This is a genomic window from Duganella sp. GW821-FHT01E12, from assembly GCF_059422325.1.
Genome location: NZ_JBWKWR010000003.1, coordinates 563,180 through 579,464, shown reverse-complemented (window position 1 = coordinate 579,464; position 16,285 = coordinate 563,180). Strand labels below are relative to the sequence as shown.

The following is a 16,285-nucleotide window of genomic DNA, read 5'->3' as shown; positions in this document are numbered from 1 at the left end:
GATATGTACACTGAACCCAATACTTACGATATCGTTGGCGTGGGCTTCGGCCCGTCCAATCTGGCGCTGGCGATTGCGCTCGACGAGATCCTGCTGGAGCGCGGCCGGGAGCTGTCGCATTGCTTCATCGAGCGGCAGGCGCAGTTCACCTGGCACGGCGACATGCTCTTGCCCGGCACTGACATGCAGATATCCTTCCTCAAGGACCTGGTGTCGTTGCGCGATCCGACCAGCCCCTATTCGTTCGTGAACTACCTGCGCCAGCATAACCGACTCGAAGCGTTCATCAACCAGAAGACCTTCTTCCCGAGCCGGATCGAATTCAACGACTACCTGCGCTGGACCGCAGGCCACTTCGACGCCCATTGCCGCTATGGCGAAAGTGTTACCCGCGTGGTGCCCGAATACAAAGGCCGCGACGTAGTTGCGCTGAACGTGCACTCCGCCGATGCGGCGGGCCGCGAACGCCAGCGCCGTACCCGCAGCCTGGTGCTCGCGCCCGGCGGCAGGCCGTTTGTGCCGACATGCCTGGCGGAGCGGAACGATGAGCGCATCATTCACTCGTCGCGCTATCTGAGCGAGATTGAACGCATGCCGTTCGACACCGATGGCGAGTATGCGCTGGCGGTGCTAGGCGGAGGCCAGAGCGCGGCGGAGATTTTCCTCGACCTGGTGGCGCGCTATCCTAACGCCAAGGTGGACCTGATCCTGCGCGGCTCGACGCTCAAGCCGTCTGAGGATGGCCCGTCGATCAACCACATTTTCGATCCGGACTACACCGACTTCTTCTTCGGCCAGCCACAGAAAGTACGCCAGTCGCTGCTGGCGGAATTCCGTCACACGAACTACGCGGTGGTGGACGGCGATCTGATTGAACGCATCAGCGCGATGCTGTACGCCCAGCGCGTCGAGGGAAGGGAGCGGGTGAGGGTGCTCAGTTCCTGCGCCATCGAGCAGGTGCAATGCGACGAACGTGGCGTGAACCTGAGCCTTGTGCAAGCCGGCGCCGCGCAGCCGCTCCAGCAGCGCTACCGGCGCGTGATCAGCGCCACAGGCTATCTGCGCGATACCAGCCGTTCGTTGCTGGCCGAACTTGAGCATGAACTGGACGGCTTCAACATCGGCCGCCATTATCAGCTAGCCATGCCGGCACATGTGCAGGTGCCGGTCTTCGTGCAAGGTTCGTCCGAGACCACGCACGGCCTGGCGGATACGCTGCTGTCGGTGCTGGCGATACGCTCGCACGAAATCGCGCTGTCGCTGGTGAACAAGTTGACGTCCAAGCCGCAGCGGCCTGTCCACGTCAGCGACGTCGCGGCGGAGGCGGTTGAATGAGCTTCGTCAGCGCCGCCTTGCCGGACATGGAGTCCCCACACCTCAAGCGCCTGTTGTTCACGTTGGCGCTGCCGGCTGTGATCGGGTTGTCGGCGAACGCGATGCACCAGCTGGCGAACGCCTTCTTCGTCAGCCAGCTGGGCGTACACGCCATCGCCGCGATCAGCATCTGCTTCCCCTTGCTGATCGTGTTCGGCGCGATCGGCGAAGGTGCGGGCGTGGGCGTGGCCAGCTGCGTGGCGCGCATGCTGGGCGCGGGCGACGAACGGCAGGCCAACAGCACCGCCAGCACGGTGATGGTGTTGTTGGCCACTGCCGGATGCGTGCTGGCGGCGGTGCTGATCCCGCTGCTGCCCGCGCTGCTGGCCGCGATGGGCACCACGGCCGACGCGATGCCGGCATCGACCGTCTATGCCACCATTTTCTGCTACAGCGCGCCGTTGATACTGCTGCAGATGCTGTGCGACTTCATCGCCATCTCGGAGGGCAATACGCGCTTCAGCATGTGGACCTTGATCGGCTCCTTCGCGCTGAACGTGATTCTCGATCCCGTCCTGATCTTCCACTTCGGGATGGGCGTAGCCGGCGCTGCGTGGGCGACGCTGATTTCCGCTGCCGCTGCGTTGCTGGCGTACGCCGTCTACTTCTACAAACGAGTCGGCAAGGTACATGTCTCGCTGTGCCATGTGAAGGTCGATTGGCAGGGCTTGTGGCAGGTCGTGTCGGTAGGTGTGCCGGCCGCCCTGTCGACCGGGTTGGCGGCGGTGGCGTTTGCGCTGATCTACCGGAACGCCGCCACTTACGGCGACACTGCCGTCGCGGCGGTCGCCATCGGTTTGCGCATCTTGACCGGCGGCAGCCTGCCGCTGGTGGGCTTCTGCCTTGGCGCGCAAGCCTTGCTCGGGTTTAGCTGGGGCGGCGGACAACACCTCCGCTTCCTGCAAGCGACGCGCTTGATGCTCGCCATCTGCAGCGGATTCGCCATCGCATATTCGGCGCTGGTGATTGCGTTCGCGCCGTGGATCGTCAGCTGGTTCACCGACGATCCGGCCGTGCAGCAGTTGGCGGTGACGGCTTGCCGTGCATTCCACTTGGGCTTTTGCCTGTTCGGCTTCCATATGGTCGCGGTGGTGGCGTTGCAGGCGGCCGGGCGTAGCCGCAAGGCCGCCTGGCTGGTACTGGCGCCGCACGGCTACCTGTTGATACCGTTGTTGTTCCTGCTGCCGCCGGTATGGGGACTGGATGGGCTGATCGCCAGCCTGGCGATTTCGGCTAGCTTGAGCGCCGCGCTGGGCGCGACCATGCTGCTGGGCGAAATGGGGGCCTTGCGCCGCATGACCAGGCAGGATAACCCTCCCTTGATTGAACCTATACAGGCTACGAACTAATGCGTCGAATCGCCACATTGCTGCATCGCTGGGCCGGGCTGACAATCGCCGGTTTCCTCTTCATCAGCGGCATCACCGGCGCCGTGATCTCCTGGGACCACGAGCTGGATGAACTGCTTAATCCGCACCTGACCGATGCCGCCGGCACCGGTCCCACGCAGCCCGCGCTGCAGCTGGCGCGCGCGTTGGAGGCGCGTCATCCGCAGATGGAGGTGCTGTCGGTGCCGATGGCTGCGGAACCAGGCCACTCGCTGGCCTTCTACGTGGAGCCTCGCGTGAATCCGGCCACCGGCGGCCTGTATCCGGCGCCGTACAACCAGGTGTTTGTCGACCCCGTCACCGGTGCGGAGCTGGGCGTGCGCAAGTGGGGCGCCGCGTGGCCGATCACGCGCGAGACCTTCGTATCGTTCCTGTATCAGCTGCACTACACGCTGCATATTCCGCAGATGTGGGGCATCGATCAATGGGGCTTGTGGCTGATGGGCGGCATCGCGATGATCTGGACGGTGGACAGCTTTGTCGGCTTCTATCTCACGCTGCCAGCCCGGCGGCGCGCGGTGGTGGCGGTGGGGCCGCAATCCAGGAGCTGGTGGCAGCGCTGGCGGCCGGCGTGGCTGATCCGTTTTGGCGCCGGCAGCACCAAGCTCAATTTCGATCTGCATCGCGCGTTCAGTTTGTGGACTTGGCTGCTGCTCATCACCATCGCGTTCACGGCGTTTTCGCTGAACCTGTACCGGGAGGTGTTTTTCCCGGTGATGTCGCTGGTGTCGGACGTGACGCCGTCGCCATTCGATGTGCGCACGCCGGCCGCGCCGGACAAGCCGCTGACGCCCGTGCTGGCCTATGCCGATGTGCTGGCGAAGGCGGAACCGGAAGCGGCGCGGCGCGGCTGGCGCGAGCCGGTGGGTAGTCTGTCGTACTCGCGCGAGTACGGCATCTACTCCGTGGCCTTCTTCCAGCCGCAGGACGAGCAGGGCGCCGGCGGCGTGGGCCATCGCCAGCTTTACTACGACAGCCGCAGCGGAGCGCTGCTGGGCGACCGTCAGCCGTGGAAAGGCACGGCGGCCGACATCTTCGTGCAGGCCCAGTTCCCGCTGCATTCGGGCCGCATCCTCGGCATACCTGGGCGCGTGCTGATCTCGTTGATGGGGCTGGTCGTAGCCACGCTGTCCGTGACCGGCGTGCTGGTTTGGTGGCGCAAGCGCAGTGCGCGCGTCACGTCGGCCGCGAGGCTCCCAGGTCGCCTCGACCAGCGCTATCCACTGCGGAAGTAGCGGCCGGGAGACGCGCCGAAGTGGCGCTTGAACATGGCGATGAAGTTGCTTGTTGTCGCGTAGCCGAGCGCGTCGGACACCGCGTTCACCGCCTCGCCTTGCGCCAGCCGCTCCAGCGCGACCGACAGCAGGAATTGCTGGCGCCACTGTCCGAAGCTGCATCCGGTCTCGCTGCGGAACAGGCGGCTCATGCTGCGCGAGGATAGCCCGGCCCATGCCGCCCACTCGGCCAGGCTGCGGTCCTCTGCGGGCGCGGCGGCAAGCGCGGACGTGATGCGCAGCAGGCGGCGATCCTGCGGCATCGGCAGGTGCAGCGCGGCCTGCGGCTGCTGCAGCAATTCGTCCAGGAGCACCGACAGGATGCGCTCTTGCTGCGGCTTCAGCGCGGGCTGTTCCGCCCAGGTGGCCGCCTGCCGCACCAATGCGCGCATGATTTCTGTCACGCCGATGACGGTAGGATGGGGCGGCAACTGCCTACTGGCGTCGGGCGTGAGCAGCACGGTCCATCCACTCATCGCGCCGGTGATGCTGACCTTGTGCAGCTCGCCTGGCGGCAGCCAGCCCGCCCGCTGCGGCGGCAGCAGCCACGAGCCGGAAGCCGTCCGCACGTGCACCAAGCCGCTCTCCACGCAAAAAACCTGGCCGCGCTGGTGCCGGTGCCAGTCGTATTCCCGCGTCCCCAGCTGGAATTCGCGCTGCTGGCCGGCGTCGCCCCACAACACGATCAGGTCCGGGCCATCGAGCCGTTCGCTGTGATTTTCCGCCATGGCTCAAATTCATTATTTTTAGACTAGACAACGTTATCACTGCGTGCGGGAATTGTCCAATACTGTGGCTCTTCGCAACCGGAAAGGAACTTTCATGCAAGAGAACACATTTCAAGTCGCCATCATCGGCGCGGGTCTTGGCGGCTTGTGCCTGGCGCAGGCGCTGAAACAGCACGGCATCGCGTTCGCCGTGTTCGAGCGCGATGCGGCGCTGGACAGTCGCTCGCAAGGCTATCGTATCCGTATCAACGGCGATGGGCAGGCGGCGTTGCGGCGCTGTCTGCCGCCACAGCTGTTCGCCCTGTTTGAGGCCAGCTGTGCGGCCGAGCTCAACCCGCCTCAAGCGCTGGATGTGCAGCTGAACGGCGTGGCGAAGTGGAACGATGCCTGGCGTTCGGCCGAACCGGGGCCGGCGGACCTCAAGGCGAACCGCCATAGCTTGCGCGAGGTGCTGATGCGCGGCATTGCCGGCCACGTGCATTTCAACAAGGAATTGTGCGGCGTGGAGCGCCGCGGCGACCGCACCGTGTCGTTTGCCTTCGCCGACGGCACGGAGTATCGGGCCGATCTGCTGGTCGGCGCGGACGGCAGCAACTCCCGCGTTGCGGCGCAGTGCTTTCCCGCCATGCGGGGGCTGGACGCCGGCGTCGTCTGCATCTACGGCAAAGCCGTTGGTGCCGGCCAGTCGGTCGCGCCGGCGCTGCGTGCGGGAACCTCGGTGGTCTTCGATACGCAGCTGGCCATGGTCATCGACGCCATGCGGTTTTCCCCAAGCGCCGACGGCGTCCTCAGCCCGGTGGAGGACTACCTGTACTGGGCGCTCATCGGGCGCCGTCGGCGCCTGGGCTTAGTCGACGGCATGCAGTCGCGCGAGGCCGATGCGCGGCGCTGCATCGCCGAGGTCAGCGCGGGTTGGGCGCCGGGCTTGCGTGCCATCTTTGCCGCAACGCCGCCGGGCATGCTGACCATGCTGCCGGTGCGGCAGTCGCCGCCGCCGCAAGCCTGGCCTCAGGGCAGGGTGACGGTACTGGGCGATGCGGTGCATACCATGAGTCCGGCGAGCGGCCTGGGTTGCAATACGGCTTTCCAGGACGCGGCTTTGCTGGCCACGGGGCTGGCTGCGGCAGCCGCAGGCTCGACCACGTTGGACCAGGCCGTCGCCGCCTACGAGAACGAGATGCGGGAGCACGCCAGCGCCGCTTTGCAAGCATCGGAACGCGGCGGCGCTCAGCTGTACGGAGGCGACATCTGTTGATTTTGATCTGAATCAAGGATTTTGCTGCTTCACATCAATAGACTGAATCACGTCGCTTAACGACTTTTCGTTCAGCAACGCCGGATGCCAGGGGCATCGGTGTTTGCTGTCACATTCACTCTACCGGAGCATCAAATGTCATTCAATCATGTCGTAGCGTGGATCGACCACGTGCAAGCGCACGTTATTCATTTCAATGCCGAAGCGGCCGATCACGAGGTCATCAAGACGGTGTCGACGCATCCGCATCTGCACAGCAAGGCGGGCGTTGTCGGCGCGGGCCGGGCTGCGGAAAGCAAGCCGTATTTCGACGACGTCGCGCGCGCTTTGAGCGGCGCCACGGAAGTGCTGATCGTCGGCCCGGCCCAAGAAAAGCTGGAGCTGATGAAGCACCTGATCACGCATCATCCCGACGTGGCCAAGTGCGTGATGGCCGTCGAGAGCTCCGACCATCCGAGCGACGGTCAGCTGCTGAAGTATGCACGCAAGTATTTTCTGAAGGCCGATATGCTGCGTTGAGGACGGCAGGGCGCTGCGGCGCCCTGAGCATCCAACCCAGGTGAACACTATGAAAATACAATTCCTTGGAGCGACCGGCACTGTCACCGGCTCCAAATATCTCCTCACGTCGGGCGGTTCGCGCATGCTGCTCGACTGTGGCCTGTTCCAGGGCTACAAGCAACTGCGCTTGCGCAACTGGGCCGATCTGCCTGTGGCCCCTTCTGAAATCCAGGCCGTGGTGCTGACCCACGCCCACCTCGATCACAGCGGCTATCTGCCGTTGCTGGTCAAGAACGGCTTCCGCGGCAAGATCCTGTGCAGCGAGGCCACGTATGACCTGTGCAAGATCCTGCTGCCCGACAGCGGACGTCTGCTGGAAGAGGAGGCGAACCACGCGAACCGCCACAGCTACTCCAAGCACACGCCAGCGCTGCCTTTGTACACCGAGGACGATGCGGAGCGCGCGCTGAAATTGTTCTCGCCGGTCCCGTTCGGTAAGCCGTTCGATATCTGCGGCAAGCTGCGCGGCCAGCTTGCGCTGGGCGGCCATATTTTGGGCGCGGCCATCGTCACCATCAGCGACGGCAACCGCAACGTGACCTTCTCCGGCGACCTGGGCCGTCTGCACGACGCCATCATGGTCGAACCCAGCCACGTGGCCCGCACCGATTACCTGGTGCTGGAATCGACCTACGGCGACCGCCTGCATAATCCGGCCGATCCTGCCATCCTGCTGGGCCAGACCATCCGCGAGACCGCCGCGCGCGGCGGCGTGACGGTCATTCCGGCGTTTGCGGTGGGCCGCGCGCAGTCCATCCTGTACGCCATCCATCAGCTCAAACAACGGGGCGAGCTGCCGTCGGCGCTGCCGGTGTACCTGAACAGCCCGATGGCCACCGATGCCACCGCCCTGTACCAGAAGCACCGTCATCTGCACCGCCTGGACCACAAGCAGTGCGAGGCGATGTGCCACGCCGCGCACATCGTCAACAGCGTCGAGGAATCGATCGAGCTCAATCTGCGCCGCTTGCCGATGGTGATCATCGCCGCCAGTGGCATGGCGACCGGCGGCCGCGTGCTGCATCACCTGAAGGCCTTCGCCGGCGATCCGCGCAACACGATTTTGTTTGCGGGCTTCCAGGCCGGCGGCACGCGGGGCGCGGCTATGCTGGACGGAGCGCCCGAGATCAAGATCTACGGCGAGTATGTGCCGCTGCGGGCCAGCGTGGCGCAGATCGACAATCTGTCCGCGCACGCCGACGCCGGGGAAATCCTCAGCTGGCTTGGCCACTTCGAGCAGGCGCCCAAGCGCACCTTCATCACGCACGGCGAACCGGCTGCGGCCGATGCGCTGCGCCACCGCATCGAAGAACAGCTGCACTGGAACTGCTGCGTGCCCGACTACCTGGAACAGCAGGAGCTGGCATGAACCGCATGGCGACACCGGACGCCGGGCCGCTCTGCGCAGGCCCGGTGGCTGGCCTGAGCTTGCGCCGTTTGTATGTCGACACCTACCAGGAGCCGATCGCCTACCTGCGCAGCGATTGCCCGGTCTGCAAATCGGAAGGCTTCGAATCGCGCTCGCGCATTGAGATCTGGCGCGGCGAGCAGCACATCGTGGCCACGCTCAACGTGGTGCACGGCGACTGGATCGAGACCTGTGAACTCGGTTTGTCGGAAGTGGCCTGGCGGGCGCTGGGCGGCAACGATGGCGAGCCTTTGCGCGTGGCGCATGCGCAGCCGGTGGCGTCGATGTCGGCGGTGCGGGCCAAGATATACGGCCGGCCGATCGGCAGCGACGCCGCCAACGCCATCGTGCGCGATGTGGTGGATGGCCGCTACTCGGAGATCGAACTGGCGTCCCTGATCACTTCCTGTTCCGGCGACCGCATGGACGTGGCCGAAACCATCGCGCTGACCCGCGCCATGGTGGCGGTGGGCCAGCGGCTGCACTGGAGCAGCGAGATGGTGGTGGACAAGCATTGCGTCGGCGGCCTGCCGGGCAATCGCACCACCTTGCTGGTGGTGCCCATCGTGGCCGCGTGCGGCCTGACCATACCCAAGACCTCGTCGCGGGCGATCACGTCGCCGGCCGGCACCGCCGATACCATGGAGACGCTGGCCCCGGTGGCGCTGGATCTGCCGACCATGCGGCGCGTGGTGGAGCGCGAAGGCGGCTGCATCGCCTGGGGCGGGGCGGTTTCGCTCAGCCCTGCCGACGATGTGCTGATCCGCGTCGAGCGCCCGCTGGGGCTCGATAGCGACGGCTTGATGGTGGCGTCGGTGCTGTCGAAAAAAGTCGCGGCCGGCTCCACCCATGTGGTGATCGACGTGCCGGTCGGACGTACCGCCAAGGTGCGTTCGCAGCAGGCCGCGCATTCGCTGGCGCACCGGTTGGACGCGGTCGGCAAGGCGCTGGGCATCAGCGTCAGCGTGATGCTGAGCGACGGCAGCCAGCCGGTCGGCCGTGGCATCGGTCCCGCGCTGGAGGCATGGGATGTGCTGGCGGTCCTGCAGAACCAGGCGAACGCTCCGGCCGACCTGCGTCAGCGCGCCTTGCTTCTGGCAGGGCGGGTGCTGGAACTGGGCGGCAAGGCGGCGCCCGGCGAAGGCCTGGCGCTGGCGTGCGGTGTGCTCGACAGCGGTGCGGCGTGGGCCAAGCTGCAAGCGATCTGCGAGGCGCAGGGCGGCATGCGCACGCCGCCGCGCGCCGCGTACACACATGTACTCACGGCCTTGCATCAGGGCCGGCTGGTCGCCATCGACAACCGCCGTCTGGCGCGTCTGGCCAAGCTGGCCGGTGCGCCGAAGTCTCCGGCGGCGGGGCTGGAGCTGCACGCGCCGCTGGGCACCTTGCTCAGCGCGGGCCAGCCCTTGCTGACGCTGCATGCGGAATCGCCCGGTGAGCTGGCTTATGCGTTGGCCTACGCCGAGGCGGAGGACGATATCTTTTCGATTCAGGAGGCGTAATGAATGCGATGTTGATGGCGCTGCCCGGCGCCGAACAATTCGCCAGCCATCTGCGTGGACACCTGGGCTGCGAGGCGGGCGAACTGTTGCTGCATCAGTTCCCCGATGGCGAAACCTGTCCGCAGATGACGCCCGCCGTCGAGGGGCGCGACCTGATACTGGTCGGTGCGCTGGACAGGCCGGACCACAAGATCATGGCCTTATATCTGAGCGCCTGCGTGGCGCGCGAGCTCGGAGCGCTCAGCGTGGGCCTGGTGGCGCCGTATCTCCCGTATATGCGGCAGGACGCCACGTTCGCGCCGGGACAGGGCGTGACGGCGAGGCATTTCGCGCGGCTGTTGTCGGGCTGCTGCGATTGGATGGTGACGGTCGATCCGCATCTGCACCGGTTTCACAGCCTGTCCGAAATCTATACGATGCGCACCGAGGTGGTGCCGGCAGCGCCGGACATCGCCCGCTGGATCGCGGCCAATGTGGCGCGGCCCGTGCTCGTCGGTCCCGATGAGGAGAGCGAGCAGTGGGTGGCGCAGGTCGCTGCCGGCGTGGGTTGCCCATACACGGTGCTGCGCAAGGTGCGCACCGGCGATCGCGAGGTCGCCGTGTCGCTGCCGCCCGCCGCCGTGCTGGCCGACAGGACGCCGGTGTTGGTGGACGATATCGTCTCGACGGCGCATACCATGATCGCCGCTGTGCAGCAGTTGAAGGCGGCGGGCTGCCCGCCACCGGTCTGCATCGGCGTACACGCGCTGTTCGCGGGCGAGGCCTATGCCGAACTTAAGGCCGCCGGCGCGGGTGCCATCGTCACCTGCGATACGGTTTGCCATGTCAGCAACGATATCGGCATGAGCGCGACGCTGGCGGAAGCCGTCGCGCGCATGTTGGCTTAGCGCGGCTTAAAAGGCGACTGTCAGGCCAAGATCGAGCGACCGGCCGTAGCCGGGCAGCGCTTGCAGCGCGCCGCCGTTGGCCCGCAATCCCGACAGGTAGACGCCGCCGAGAGGATCGGCGTAGGCCTTGTTCAGCAGATTGCTCACGCCCGCCGTCAGCTGCACGTTCTTGCGGAACTGATAGCTGGTGCGGGCGTTGAGCAGCGCATAGCCTGCGGTGACAGGCTCCAGGCGCCGGTCATCGACCGTCTTCTTGCGGGCCACCAGCTTGGCCTCCGCCTGATTGGTCCACGCACCGCTGCTGTGTTCCAGCGTCAGCGTGGTGTTGGCAGGCATCATGTGGTACAAGTCGCCGCCGTCTGTGCGCTTGCCGCGCGTGTAGGCCGCGGTGCCGGTGAATTTGAGTGTGCCGGCCACCGGCATGCTCCATGACAGATTGGCGCCATACAGTTTTGCGTCGTGGTTGGCGAAGCGCAGCAAGGCAGCGCGCGTGCTCTTGTTGTACGGCTTGAACTGGCCCAGCACGTCGACGTCGATGTAATCCTGCACCCGGTTGAAATAGGGATTGAGCTCGACGAACCAGGCCGTCGCGCCGCTGCCGCCGTGCCAATGCGCGGTGAAGGCCAGGGTGTAGGCCGTCTCGGGCTTCAGGTCGATACTGCCGACATAACCGTTGCCGTCGCCGAACCAGTTGGTCATCGTCATCGCCATTGTGCCGCGTCCCCAGGTGTAGCGTTCGTACAGGTTGGGGGAGCGGGTCTTGCGGGCGGCCGCCAGCTCGTATGTGGTGGCGGCATTGCCGTCGAAGCGGGCCAGCGCCGTCAGGTCCAGGTTGCCGTCGCGCCGGCGATGTTCGCGGGCGTTGAAAGCGGCTGCCGCTGCGGCGTCCGCCGCGTTCATCATGTTGTTGGAATAGGGCTGGACGTCGCCGGCATCCATCCGCACCTGTTCCCAGCGGGCGCCGAGCAGCGTGGTCCATTGGGCGTTGTGTTCGGTCTCGGCTTCGGCGTAGAGGGCGACGCGGTCGCGCTGGCCGTCGTTGATGTTCACGTAGGTGTTTGGCCCCATCATCATCGAACGCGGCACGGCCGGCCAGAAGTCGTCCAGGCGGAAGGTGTGGTACTCGTGGCCCAGGCGTAGGCGGGTCGCCTCGCCGGTCGGCAGCGTCAGCTTGAGCGCGTAGCCGGCGTTGCGGCCTTGCGTGACCATCGGCATGTTGCCGGCTCGTTCGGGCGAGAAGAAGCCCATCTCGTGTTGCGTCCTTTGCCAGTAGGCGCTGGCGTCCAGATCGCCCCAGGCGAATTTGCTGACATAGCCGAGGTTGGCGAACTTGCCGTCGTTGTCGGTCATGTCCATGTACTGGTTGGGGAAGCCCTGATACGGGATGTGCTGTATGCCGGCGCGCAGCGTCAGCTGCTGTTGCTGGCCGCGGAAAGCCAGCATAGCCGACTGGTTGATGCTTTCGTACAGGCTGTCGAGCACGCGCTGGCCGTTGCCGTCCTCGTAGCTGTGGCTGCGCGCGTAGCTGGCGTTGTAGCCCAGGCTCATCTTGTCGTTGGCGATGTTGGCGGCGACGCCGCTGTTCACGGCGTCGCCGTTGCTGCGGCCGCTGAGCGTGAGCTTGCCGCTGGTGTGCAGGCCATCGGCCTGGTCGGCGAACACGGGCGGTGCGGACTTGACGGTGATGGTGCCGCCAATGCTGTCGCCGCCGGCGCTGACCGGCGTCACGCCGGCCAGCACGTCGATGCGGCCGATCTGCGAGGGCGCGATGTACGACAGGGGCGCGTTCATGTGGTTGGCGCAGGCCGAGGTGATTTCCATGCCGTCGATGCGGATCTTGAGGCGGTCGTCGCCCAGGCCGTTGAGGTAGGGCAGCGCGGAGACGCCGCCTGCCTGCGCCGCGCTGTAGCCCGGTATGGCGCTCAGCAGCAGCGCGGTGTCGCTGGCGCCGTTCGGGCGCGGGTGCAGACCCTCGCCGATGGCGGAGACGATCACCCTGTGGTCGGCATCGATGGTCTGGACGGCGGGCTCCGCGGCCCAGGCGGCGTGCAGCGCCAGCGACATGGTGGAGAACATCAAAACACGTGGGAAGTTAATTGCTTGCATAAGCTACTCTTTAAGTTGAATTTGTTTAGGCTGCGGGACGGCGCACCGCCCCCATCAGCGTGTCCAGCAGCAGGACGGCCAGCATCGACACGCCCAGCAAGGGGAAGCAGCAGCCCAGCGTGACTGCGATGAGCAACACGCCCTTGGCCAGGCGGTCGCCGGCTTTCAGGGGTGGCGCGGCCAGTCTTCCGGCGGGCCGGCGCTTCCACCACACGACGAAGCCGCTGATGCACAAGGCCATCAGTGCGAGGCAACCAGCGAGCATCACGAGCAGGTTTGGCGTGCCGTATTCCAGGCCCTGGTGGACCGCCACGCCCCATTCGGTGACGCGGCCGATGGCGCCAATGCGGTCGGCGCCGATGTCCATCAAGACCTTGCCGCTGTACTGGTCGAGGTGGATCACGCGTTGGGCCGCCGTTTGGCCCGGCATGTAGATCGCGCTGTAGACGCCGCGCGGGTCGCGTGGCAGCGCAAGGCGATAGCCGCGATCCAGGCCCATGGCCGTCAGTTGGCGGACGATGGCGTCCGGGCCGGCGATGGTTGAATTGTTCAGCAGCGGGTAGACGGCGCCCGGGCGAACTTGATGTGGCGCAGCTTTGTGCGCCGCATGCGGATCGTCGGATGCCGGTACGGCTTGCTGCTGCTGGATCCACGGCAGCTCGCCCAAGGCGCTGGCGGGCAGCGTGGATTTGGGCACGCCGCGCCACATGCCATCGGGTACGCCGAGGTCGTGCGCGCTCAGCCAGGCATTCACGTTCTTGCCCCAGAACACAGACCACGGCATGCCGGTCAACGCCAGGAACAATACGATGCCGCCGCCGAAAGCGCCGGTGACGGCGTGCAGGTCGCGCCACCAGATGCGGCCCTGCGCCTGGGGCCGTATCGAGAGCACGCCCACCCGCCGGCCGCGCGGCCACCACAGGTAGGCGCCGCTGGCCATCAGCATGATGATCCAGCCGGCCACGATTTCAATCACCGCCTTGCCGCCATCGCCGGCGATCGCCAGCGAATGGATGTGCTTGACGATGGTCATGAGCCGCTGCTCCTCGTCGATGGCGCCCGCCACGGCGCCGGTGGCGGGATCGACGAATACCTGCAGCGTCGCGCCGTCGGGACGGATGACGTCCAGCTGGGCGTTGTGGCGCTTGTCCGCAGGCAGAGTCAGGGCCTTGGGCTGGCCGGGATAGGCCCGCAGGGCACTGGCCATCAGCGTGGACGCTTGCATGGCCGGCGCATTGCTCGCCGGTGCCGGGCGCAGCAACTGCGGGGCATAGACCAGGTCGTCGATCTGGCGGTGGAACAGATACATGGCGCCGGTGGCGGCCAGTGAAAAAATGAATGGAACGCATACCAGGCCGGCAAAGAAGTGCCAGCGCCAGATGCGGCGATACAGGCCGGAAGTTCCGGCCGTGGGTGAGCCCGCGATCATGAAGACGCCTCGTAAGTTCGTGACAGGTCACCGCCGGCAAGGGCGGCGCGGTATCAGCGCACGGATGTGCGGCTGTGGGAACTCAGGCGAGGAAGGGCGGCGCGCGCGGGTTGGCCGCGGACCAGACGTGCAACGATTGCGGCGCGGTGTAGAACAGCGGTGGATAGGCGTCGCGGCCGGTGTCGAGCGCGAGCGGGACGCTCGGTGCGCCGGGCAGCGGATGGGCGTCGGCATGGATGGTGCAGAACGCGCAGTGCTGCATGGCGTGCTTTGCCGAGGCTGGCGCTTTGCCTTTGTCGCCGTTGGCAAGCTTGACCACCTTGTAGCCGTTCACGGTGCAGACTTCGACCGTATCGGCGGCGGCCAAGGCGTTGGAGACGGCGGGCGCGAAGGCAGCAAACAGGATGGCCAGCAGGGCTATCCAGATGTGCAATGTTTGTCGCTTCGCCATTTTTACCATGACGAAATTATAGCCGAAGATGCCGCTCAGGGATGGCTGGAATCGCCCAGATATTTTTGATAGATCGCGTTGAAGCGTCCGCTGTCCTTCAAGTTCTTGAGGCCGGCGTTGAAGTCGTCGCGGACTTTTTTATCGCGGAAGATCGCGCGGTAGTCCATGGGGTTGAACTTGACGAAGCTTTGCTCGACCACCGGTTTCGGCTGAAACGATTTATTCAGTTTCAGCTGCAGCGTGAAGTACCTGAAGATATTGCGGTCGCTGAGGACGACGTCGTAGCGGCCGCGATCCAGCGTCAGCACTTGCAGGGCCTGGTCGTTCTGTTCGTAGTAGTGGCCGGCTTTCCGGACGGCGTCTAGCCACTCGGGGTAGCGCTTGGCCGCGCCGGCAAATGAGATCACGGTCAGCCCGCGCAGGTCGTCCGGGGTCTTGATGACCAGGTGGCGCTCCTTGAGGCTGATGAAGACGTTGTCGTAGAAGACGGCGGGGTCACCGTAGAAAGCGCCCCATTTTTCCATGTCCTCGCCGAGGTCGGTCATCGCCGCGTCGACGTCGCCGGCCTTGAAGGCGATCGGGATGCGGGCGAAGGGATAGTAGTGCGACTTCATCACGTGTCCGCGATAGGCCAGCGCCTCGCGCAGGATTTCCACTTCGATCCCGGAATCGGTCTCGGGAAAACAGAAGGGCGGTATCTTTTCGCCGAACGCCATGGTGACGGTGTCCGCAACGGCCAGCGGGCTCCATGCGCACAGGGCGCCAAACAGCAGCGGAACGAGGCGGTGACGTGCAAGCATGGCGCGCTCCGCTCAGAATTGATGCCGCATGCCGGCTGCCACCAGGCGCCGCGTGCCGCCGGGCAGAGCCGCCTGGTAGCTTGCCGCGCTGCCGTTGCGCAGGTTGGAGCTGACCAGGTAGAGATTGGTCCGCTTGGACAGCGTGTAGTAGTAGCCGAGCGCGAGCTGGGTGGCGTTGGTGCGCGGCAGGAGGCGGTCGTTCTTGTGGACGACGTCGGCGGCCAGCAGGCTGCGCCCGAACGGGATGCTCACACCCAGCAGCATGTCCCGTGTGTCGAGGGTGGCGGCGTTGCGGCTGCGCGCCAGCACGAACCAGCCGCGCAGCGGGCCAAAATCATAGTTGCCGGCGACCAGGCTGCTGCGGGCGAGCCTGACTCCGGCCATGTCGTTGCTGTCGTGATAGGCCAGCTCGATGTTGAGCGGCCCCTTCGCGTAGCCGGCGTCTGCGCTGATCTGGCGGTTGGCCGCCGCGTTGCCGGCCTGTTCGCCGGCGCCGTAGGCCAGGTCGGCATAGAAGCCGTGCAGGTCGGGCAGGGAATATTTGACGGTGTTGTCCATGCGGACGCCGGAATCCTGGAACACCCGCGTCGATTCGCCGGGCCCTTTGGCGTCGAACGGATCGTTGGTGGCGATGGCGCCGAAGTAGGGCGTGAACATCCGTCCCAGCTTGACGCTGCCGAAGGCGCCGGAAAGTCCGACCCAGCTCTGGCTGCCGAAAGGGCGTCCCGCAAATGAAGGGTTGCCGGTGTCGGCTTCGATCTGGGATTCGACCACGAAGCTGGCGCGCAGGCCGCCGCCCAGGTCTTCGTTGCCCTTGATGCCGAGGCGGGAGGCCGTCTGTTGTCCGCTGTTGATCGCGGTGGTCGACTTGCCGGAGTCCCGATCCGAGACCACGGCCAGGTCGAGCACGCCGTACAAACTGACTCCGCTTTGTGCTGCGGCCTGCGCCATGACGCAGGCTAGCAACAACGGCACGACGCGCGATGGTTTCACGTTCAGTCTCCTGCTGGATGGCGGGGCGACTTTGGTGGCGATCGTCGCTCTGCGTTATGCACTCTTTACCTTTTACACCTGGTAGTGATTGCGATCAAGTATTCGTCAAAATATTTGACGGAACGATGA

The 16,285-nt window shown here is 65.6% G+C and carries 14 protein-coding genes; 8 read left to right on the top strand and 6 right to left on the bottom strand.

What is annotated here, in order from left to right:
• Window positions 1–3: 3 nt before the first annotated feature.
• The 3 genes from AC07WS_RS12360 to AC07WS_RS12350 are packed head-to-tail and all read left to right on the top strand — an operon-like array spanning window position 4 to window position 3,997.
• Complete coding sequence (locus tag AC07WS_RS12360) at window positions 4–1,335, top strand: lysine N(6)-hydroxylase/L-ornithine N(5)-oxygenase family protein (RefSeq protein ID WP_494729357.1); 1,332 nt, start codon at window positions 4–6, stop codon at window positions 1,333–1,335.
• Entirely contained in the window at window positions 1,332–2,723 is a 1,392-nt protein-coding gene (locus AC07WS_RS12355) for an MATE family efflux transporter (RefSeq protein WP_494729356.1), read from the top strand. Before AC07WS_RS12360 ends, AC07WS_RS12355 begins: the two co-directional genes overlap by 4 nt.
• Window positions 2,723–3,997 carry a PepSY-associated TM helix domain-containing protein gene (locus AC07WS_RS12350; RefSeq protein WP_494729355.1) on the top strand — a complete coding sequence of 425 codons (1,275 nt, stop codon included), beginning with the start codon at window positions 2,723–2,725 and terminating at the stop codon, window positions 3,995–3,997. Before AC07WS_RS12355 ends, AC07WS_RS12350 begins: the two co-directional genes overlap by 1 nt.
• Here AC07WS_RS12350 and AC07WS_RS12345 read toward each other — a convergent pair.
• On the bottom strand, window positions 3,979–4,764 hold the full coding sequence (locus AC07WS_RS12345; RefSeq protein WP_494729354.1) for an AraC family transcriptional regulator: 786 nt from the start codon (window positions 4,762–4,764) through the stop codon (window positions 3,979–3,981). The genes AC07WS_RS12350 and AC07WS_RS12345 overlap by 19 nt on opposite strands.
• Window positions 4,765–4,858: 94 nt before the next feature.
• Here AC07WS_RS12345 and AC07WS_RS12340 point away from each other — a divergent pair, with 94 nt between their 5' ends.
• The 5 genes from AC07WS_RS12340 (at window position 4,859) to AC07WS_RS12320 (ending at window position 10,377) form a co-directional block, all read left to right on the top strand.
• Window positions 4,859–6,019 carry an FAD-dependent oxidoreductase gene (locus AC07WS_RS12340; protein WP_494729353.1) on the top strand — a complete coding sequence of 387 codons (1,161 nt, stop codon included), beginning with the start codon at window positions 4,859–4,861 and terminating at the stop codon, window positions 6,017–6,019.
• A gap of 135 nt (window positions 6,020–6,154) precedes the next feature.
• Window positions 6,155–6,538 (top strand): translational machinery protein, encoded by a 384-nt coding sequence (locus AC07WS_RS12335; RefSeq protein WP_494729352.1) that lies wholly within the window; start codon window positions 6,155–6,157, stop codon window positions 6,536–6,538.
• Between the two features lie 49 nt (window positions 6,539–6,587).
• Entirely contained in the window at window positions 6,588–7,949 is a 1,362-nt protein-coding gene (locus AC07WS_RS12330; RefSeq protein ID WP_494729351.1) for an MBL fold metallo-hydrolase RNA specificity domain-containing protein, read from the top strand.
• A gap of 5 nt (window positions 7,950–7,954) precedes the next feature.
• Window positions 7,955–9,490 (top strand): thymidine phosphorylase family protein, encoded by a 1,536-nt coding sequence (locus AC07WS_RS12325; RefSeq protein ID WP_494729518.1) that lies wholly within the window; start codon window positions 7,955–7,957, stop codon window positions 9,488–9,490.
• Entirely contained in the window at window positions 9,490–10,377 is an 888-nt protein-coding gene (locus tag AC07WS_RS12320; protein ID WP_494729350.1) for a ribose-phosphate pyrophosphokinase, read from the top strand. Before AC07WS_RS12325 ends, AC07WS_RS12320 begins: the two co-directional genes overlap by 1 nt.
• 6 nt (window positions 10,378–10,383) lie before the next feature.
• On the opposite strand, the gene AC07WS_RS12315 is transcribed toward AC07WS_RS12320, so the two are convergent.
• From AC07WS_RS12315 to AC07WS_RS12295, 5 genes are all read right to left on the bottom strand, one after another.
• The gene (locus tag AC07WS_RS12315) at window positions 10,384–12,483 is read right to left on the bottom strand and encodes a TonB-dependent receptor plug domain-containing protein (RefSeq protein ID WP_494729349.1); all 2,100 of its coding nucleotides are present in this window, start codon (window positions 12,481–12,483) and stop codon (window positions 10,384–10,386) included.
• Between the two features lie 25 nt (window positions 12,484–12,508).
• Window positions 12,509–13,912 (bottom strand): PepSY-associated TM helix domain-containing protein, encoded by a 1,404-nt coding sequence (locus AC07WS_RS12310; RefSeq protein WP_494729348.1) that lies wholly within the window; start codon window positions 13,910–13,912, stop codon window positions 12,509–12,511.
• 82 nt (window positions 13,913–13,994) lie between these two features.
• Window positions 13,995–14,363, bottom strand: coding sequence for a DUF2946 domain-containing protein (locus AC07WS_RS12305; RefSeq protein ID WP_494729347.1), 369 nt, complete (start codon window positions 14,361–14,363; stop codon window positions 13,995–13,997).
• A gap of 35 nt (window positions 14,364–14,398) precedes the next feature.
• The gene (locus AC07WS_RS12300; protein WP_494729346.1) at window positions 14,399–15,163 is read right to left on the bottom strand and encodes a substrate-binding periplasmic protein; all 765 of its coding nucleotides are present in this window, start codon (window positions 15,161–15,163) and stop codon (window positions 14,399–14,401) included.
• 12 nt (window positions 15,164–15,175) lie between these two features.
• Window positions 15,176–16,156 (bottom strand): porin, encoded by a 981-nt coding sequence (locus tag AC07WS_RS12295; RefSeq protein ID WP_494729345.1) that lies wholly within the window; start codon window positions 16,154–16,156, stop codon window positions 15,176–15,178.
• Between the last annotated feature and the right edge of the window lie 129 nt (window positions 16,157–16,285).

What these genes read in the sequence shown, in the direction of transcription:
- AC07WS_RS12360 (WP_494729357.1), top strand. Translation starts at nt 4, where the DNA reads ATGTACACTGAACCCAATACTTACGATATCGTTGGCGTGGGCTTCGGC.
- AC07WS_RS12355 (WP_494729356.1), top strand. Translation starts at nt 1,332, where the DNA reads ATGAGCTTCGTCAGCGCCGCCTTGCCGGACATGGAGTCCCCACACCTC.
- AC07WS_RS12350 (WP_494729355.1), top strand. Translation starts at nt 2,723, where the DNA reads ATGCGTCGAATCGCCACATTGCTGCATCGCTGGGCCGGGCTGACAATC.
- AC07WS_RS12345 (WP_494729354.1), bottom strand. Translation starts at nt 4,764, where the DNA reads ATGGCGGAAAATCACAGCGAACGGCTCGATGGCCCGGACCTGATCGTG.
- AC07WS_RS12340 (WP_494729353.1), top strand. Translation starts at nt 4,859, where the DNA reads ATGCAAGAGAACACATTTCAAGTCGCCATCATCGGCGCGGGTCTTGGC.
- AC07WS_RS12335 (WP_494729352.1), top strand. Translation starts at nt 6,155, where the DNA reads ATGTCATTCAATCATGTCGTAGCGTGGATCGACCACGTGCAAGCGCAC.
- AC07WS_RS12330 (WP_494729351.1), top strand. Translation starts at nt 6,588, where the DNA reads ATGAAAATACAATTCCTTGGAGCGACCGGCACTGTCACCGGCTCCAAA.
- AC07WS_RS12325 (WP_494729518.1), top strand. Translation starts at nt 7,955, where the DNA reads ATGGCGACACCGGACGCCGGGCCGCTCTGCGCAGGCCCGGTGGCTGGC.
- AC07WS_RS12320 (WP_494729350.1), top strand. Translation starts at nt 9,490, where the DNA reads ATGAATGCGATGTTGATGGCGCTGCCCGGCGCCGAACAATTCGCCAGC.
- AC07WS_RS12315 (WP_494729349.1), bottom strand. Translation starts at nt 12,483, where the DNA reads ATGCAAGCAATTAACTTCCCACGTGTTTTGATGTTCTCCACCATGTCG.
- AC07WS_RS12310 (WP_494729348.1), bottom strand. Translation starts at nt 13,912, where the DNA reads ATGATCGCGGGCTCACCCACGGCCGGAACTTCCGGCCTGTATCGCCGC.
- AC07WS_RS12305 (WP_494729347.1), bottom strand. Translation starts at nt 14,363, where the DNA reads ATGGCGAAGCGACAAACATTGCACATCTGGATAGCCCTGCTGGCCATC.
- AC07WS_RS12300 (WP_494729346.1), bottom strand. Translation starts at nt 15,163, where the DNA reads ATGCTTGCACGTCACCGCCTCGTTCCGCTGCTGTTTGGCGCCCTGTGC.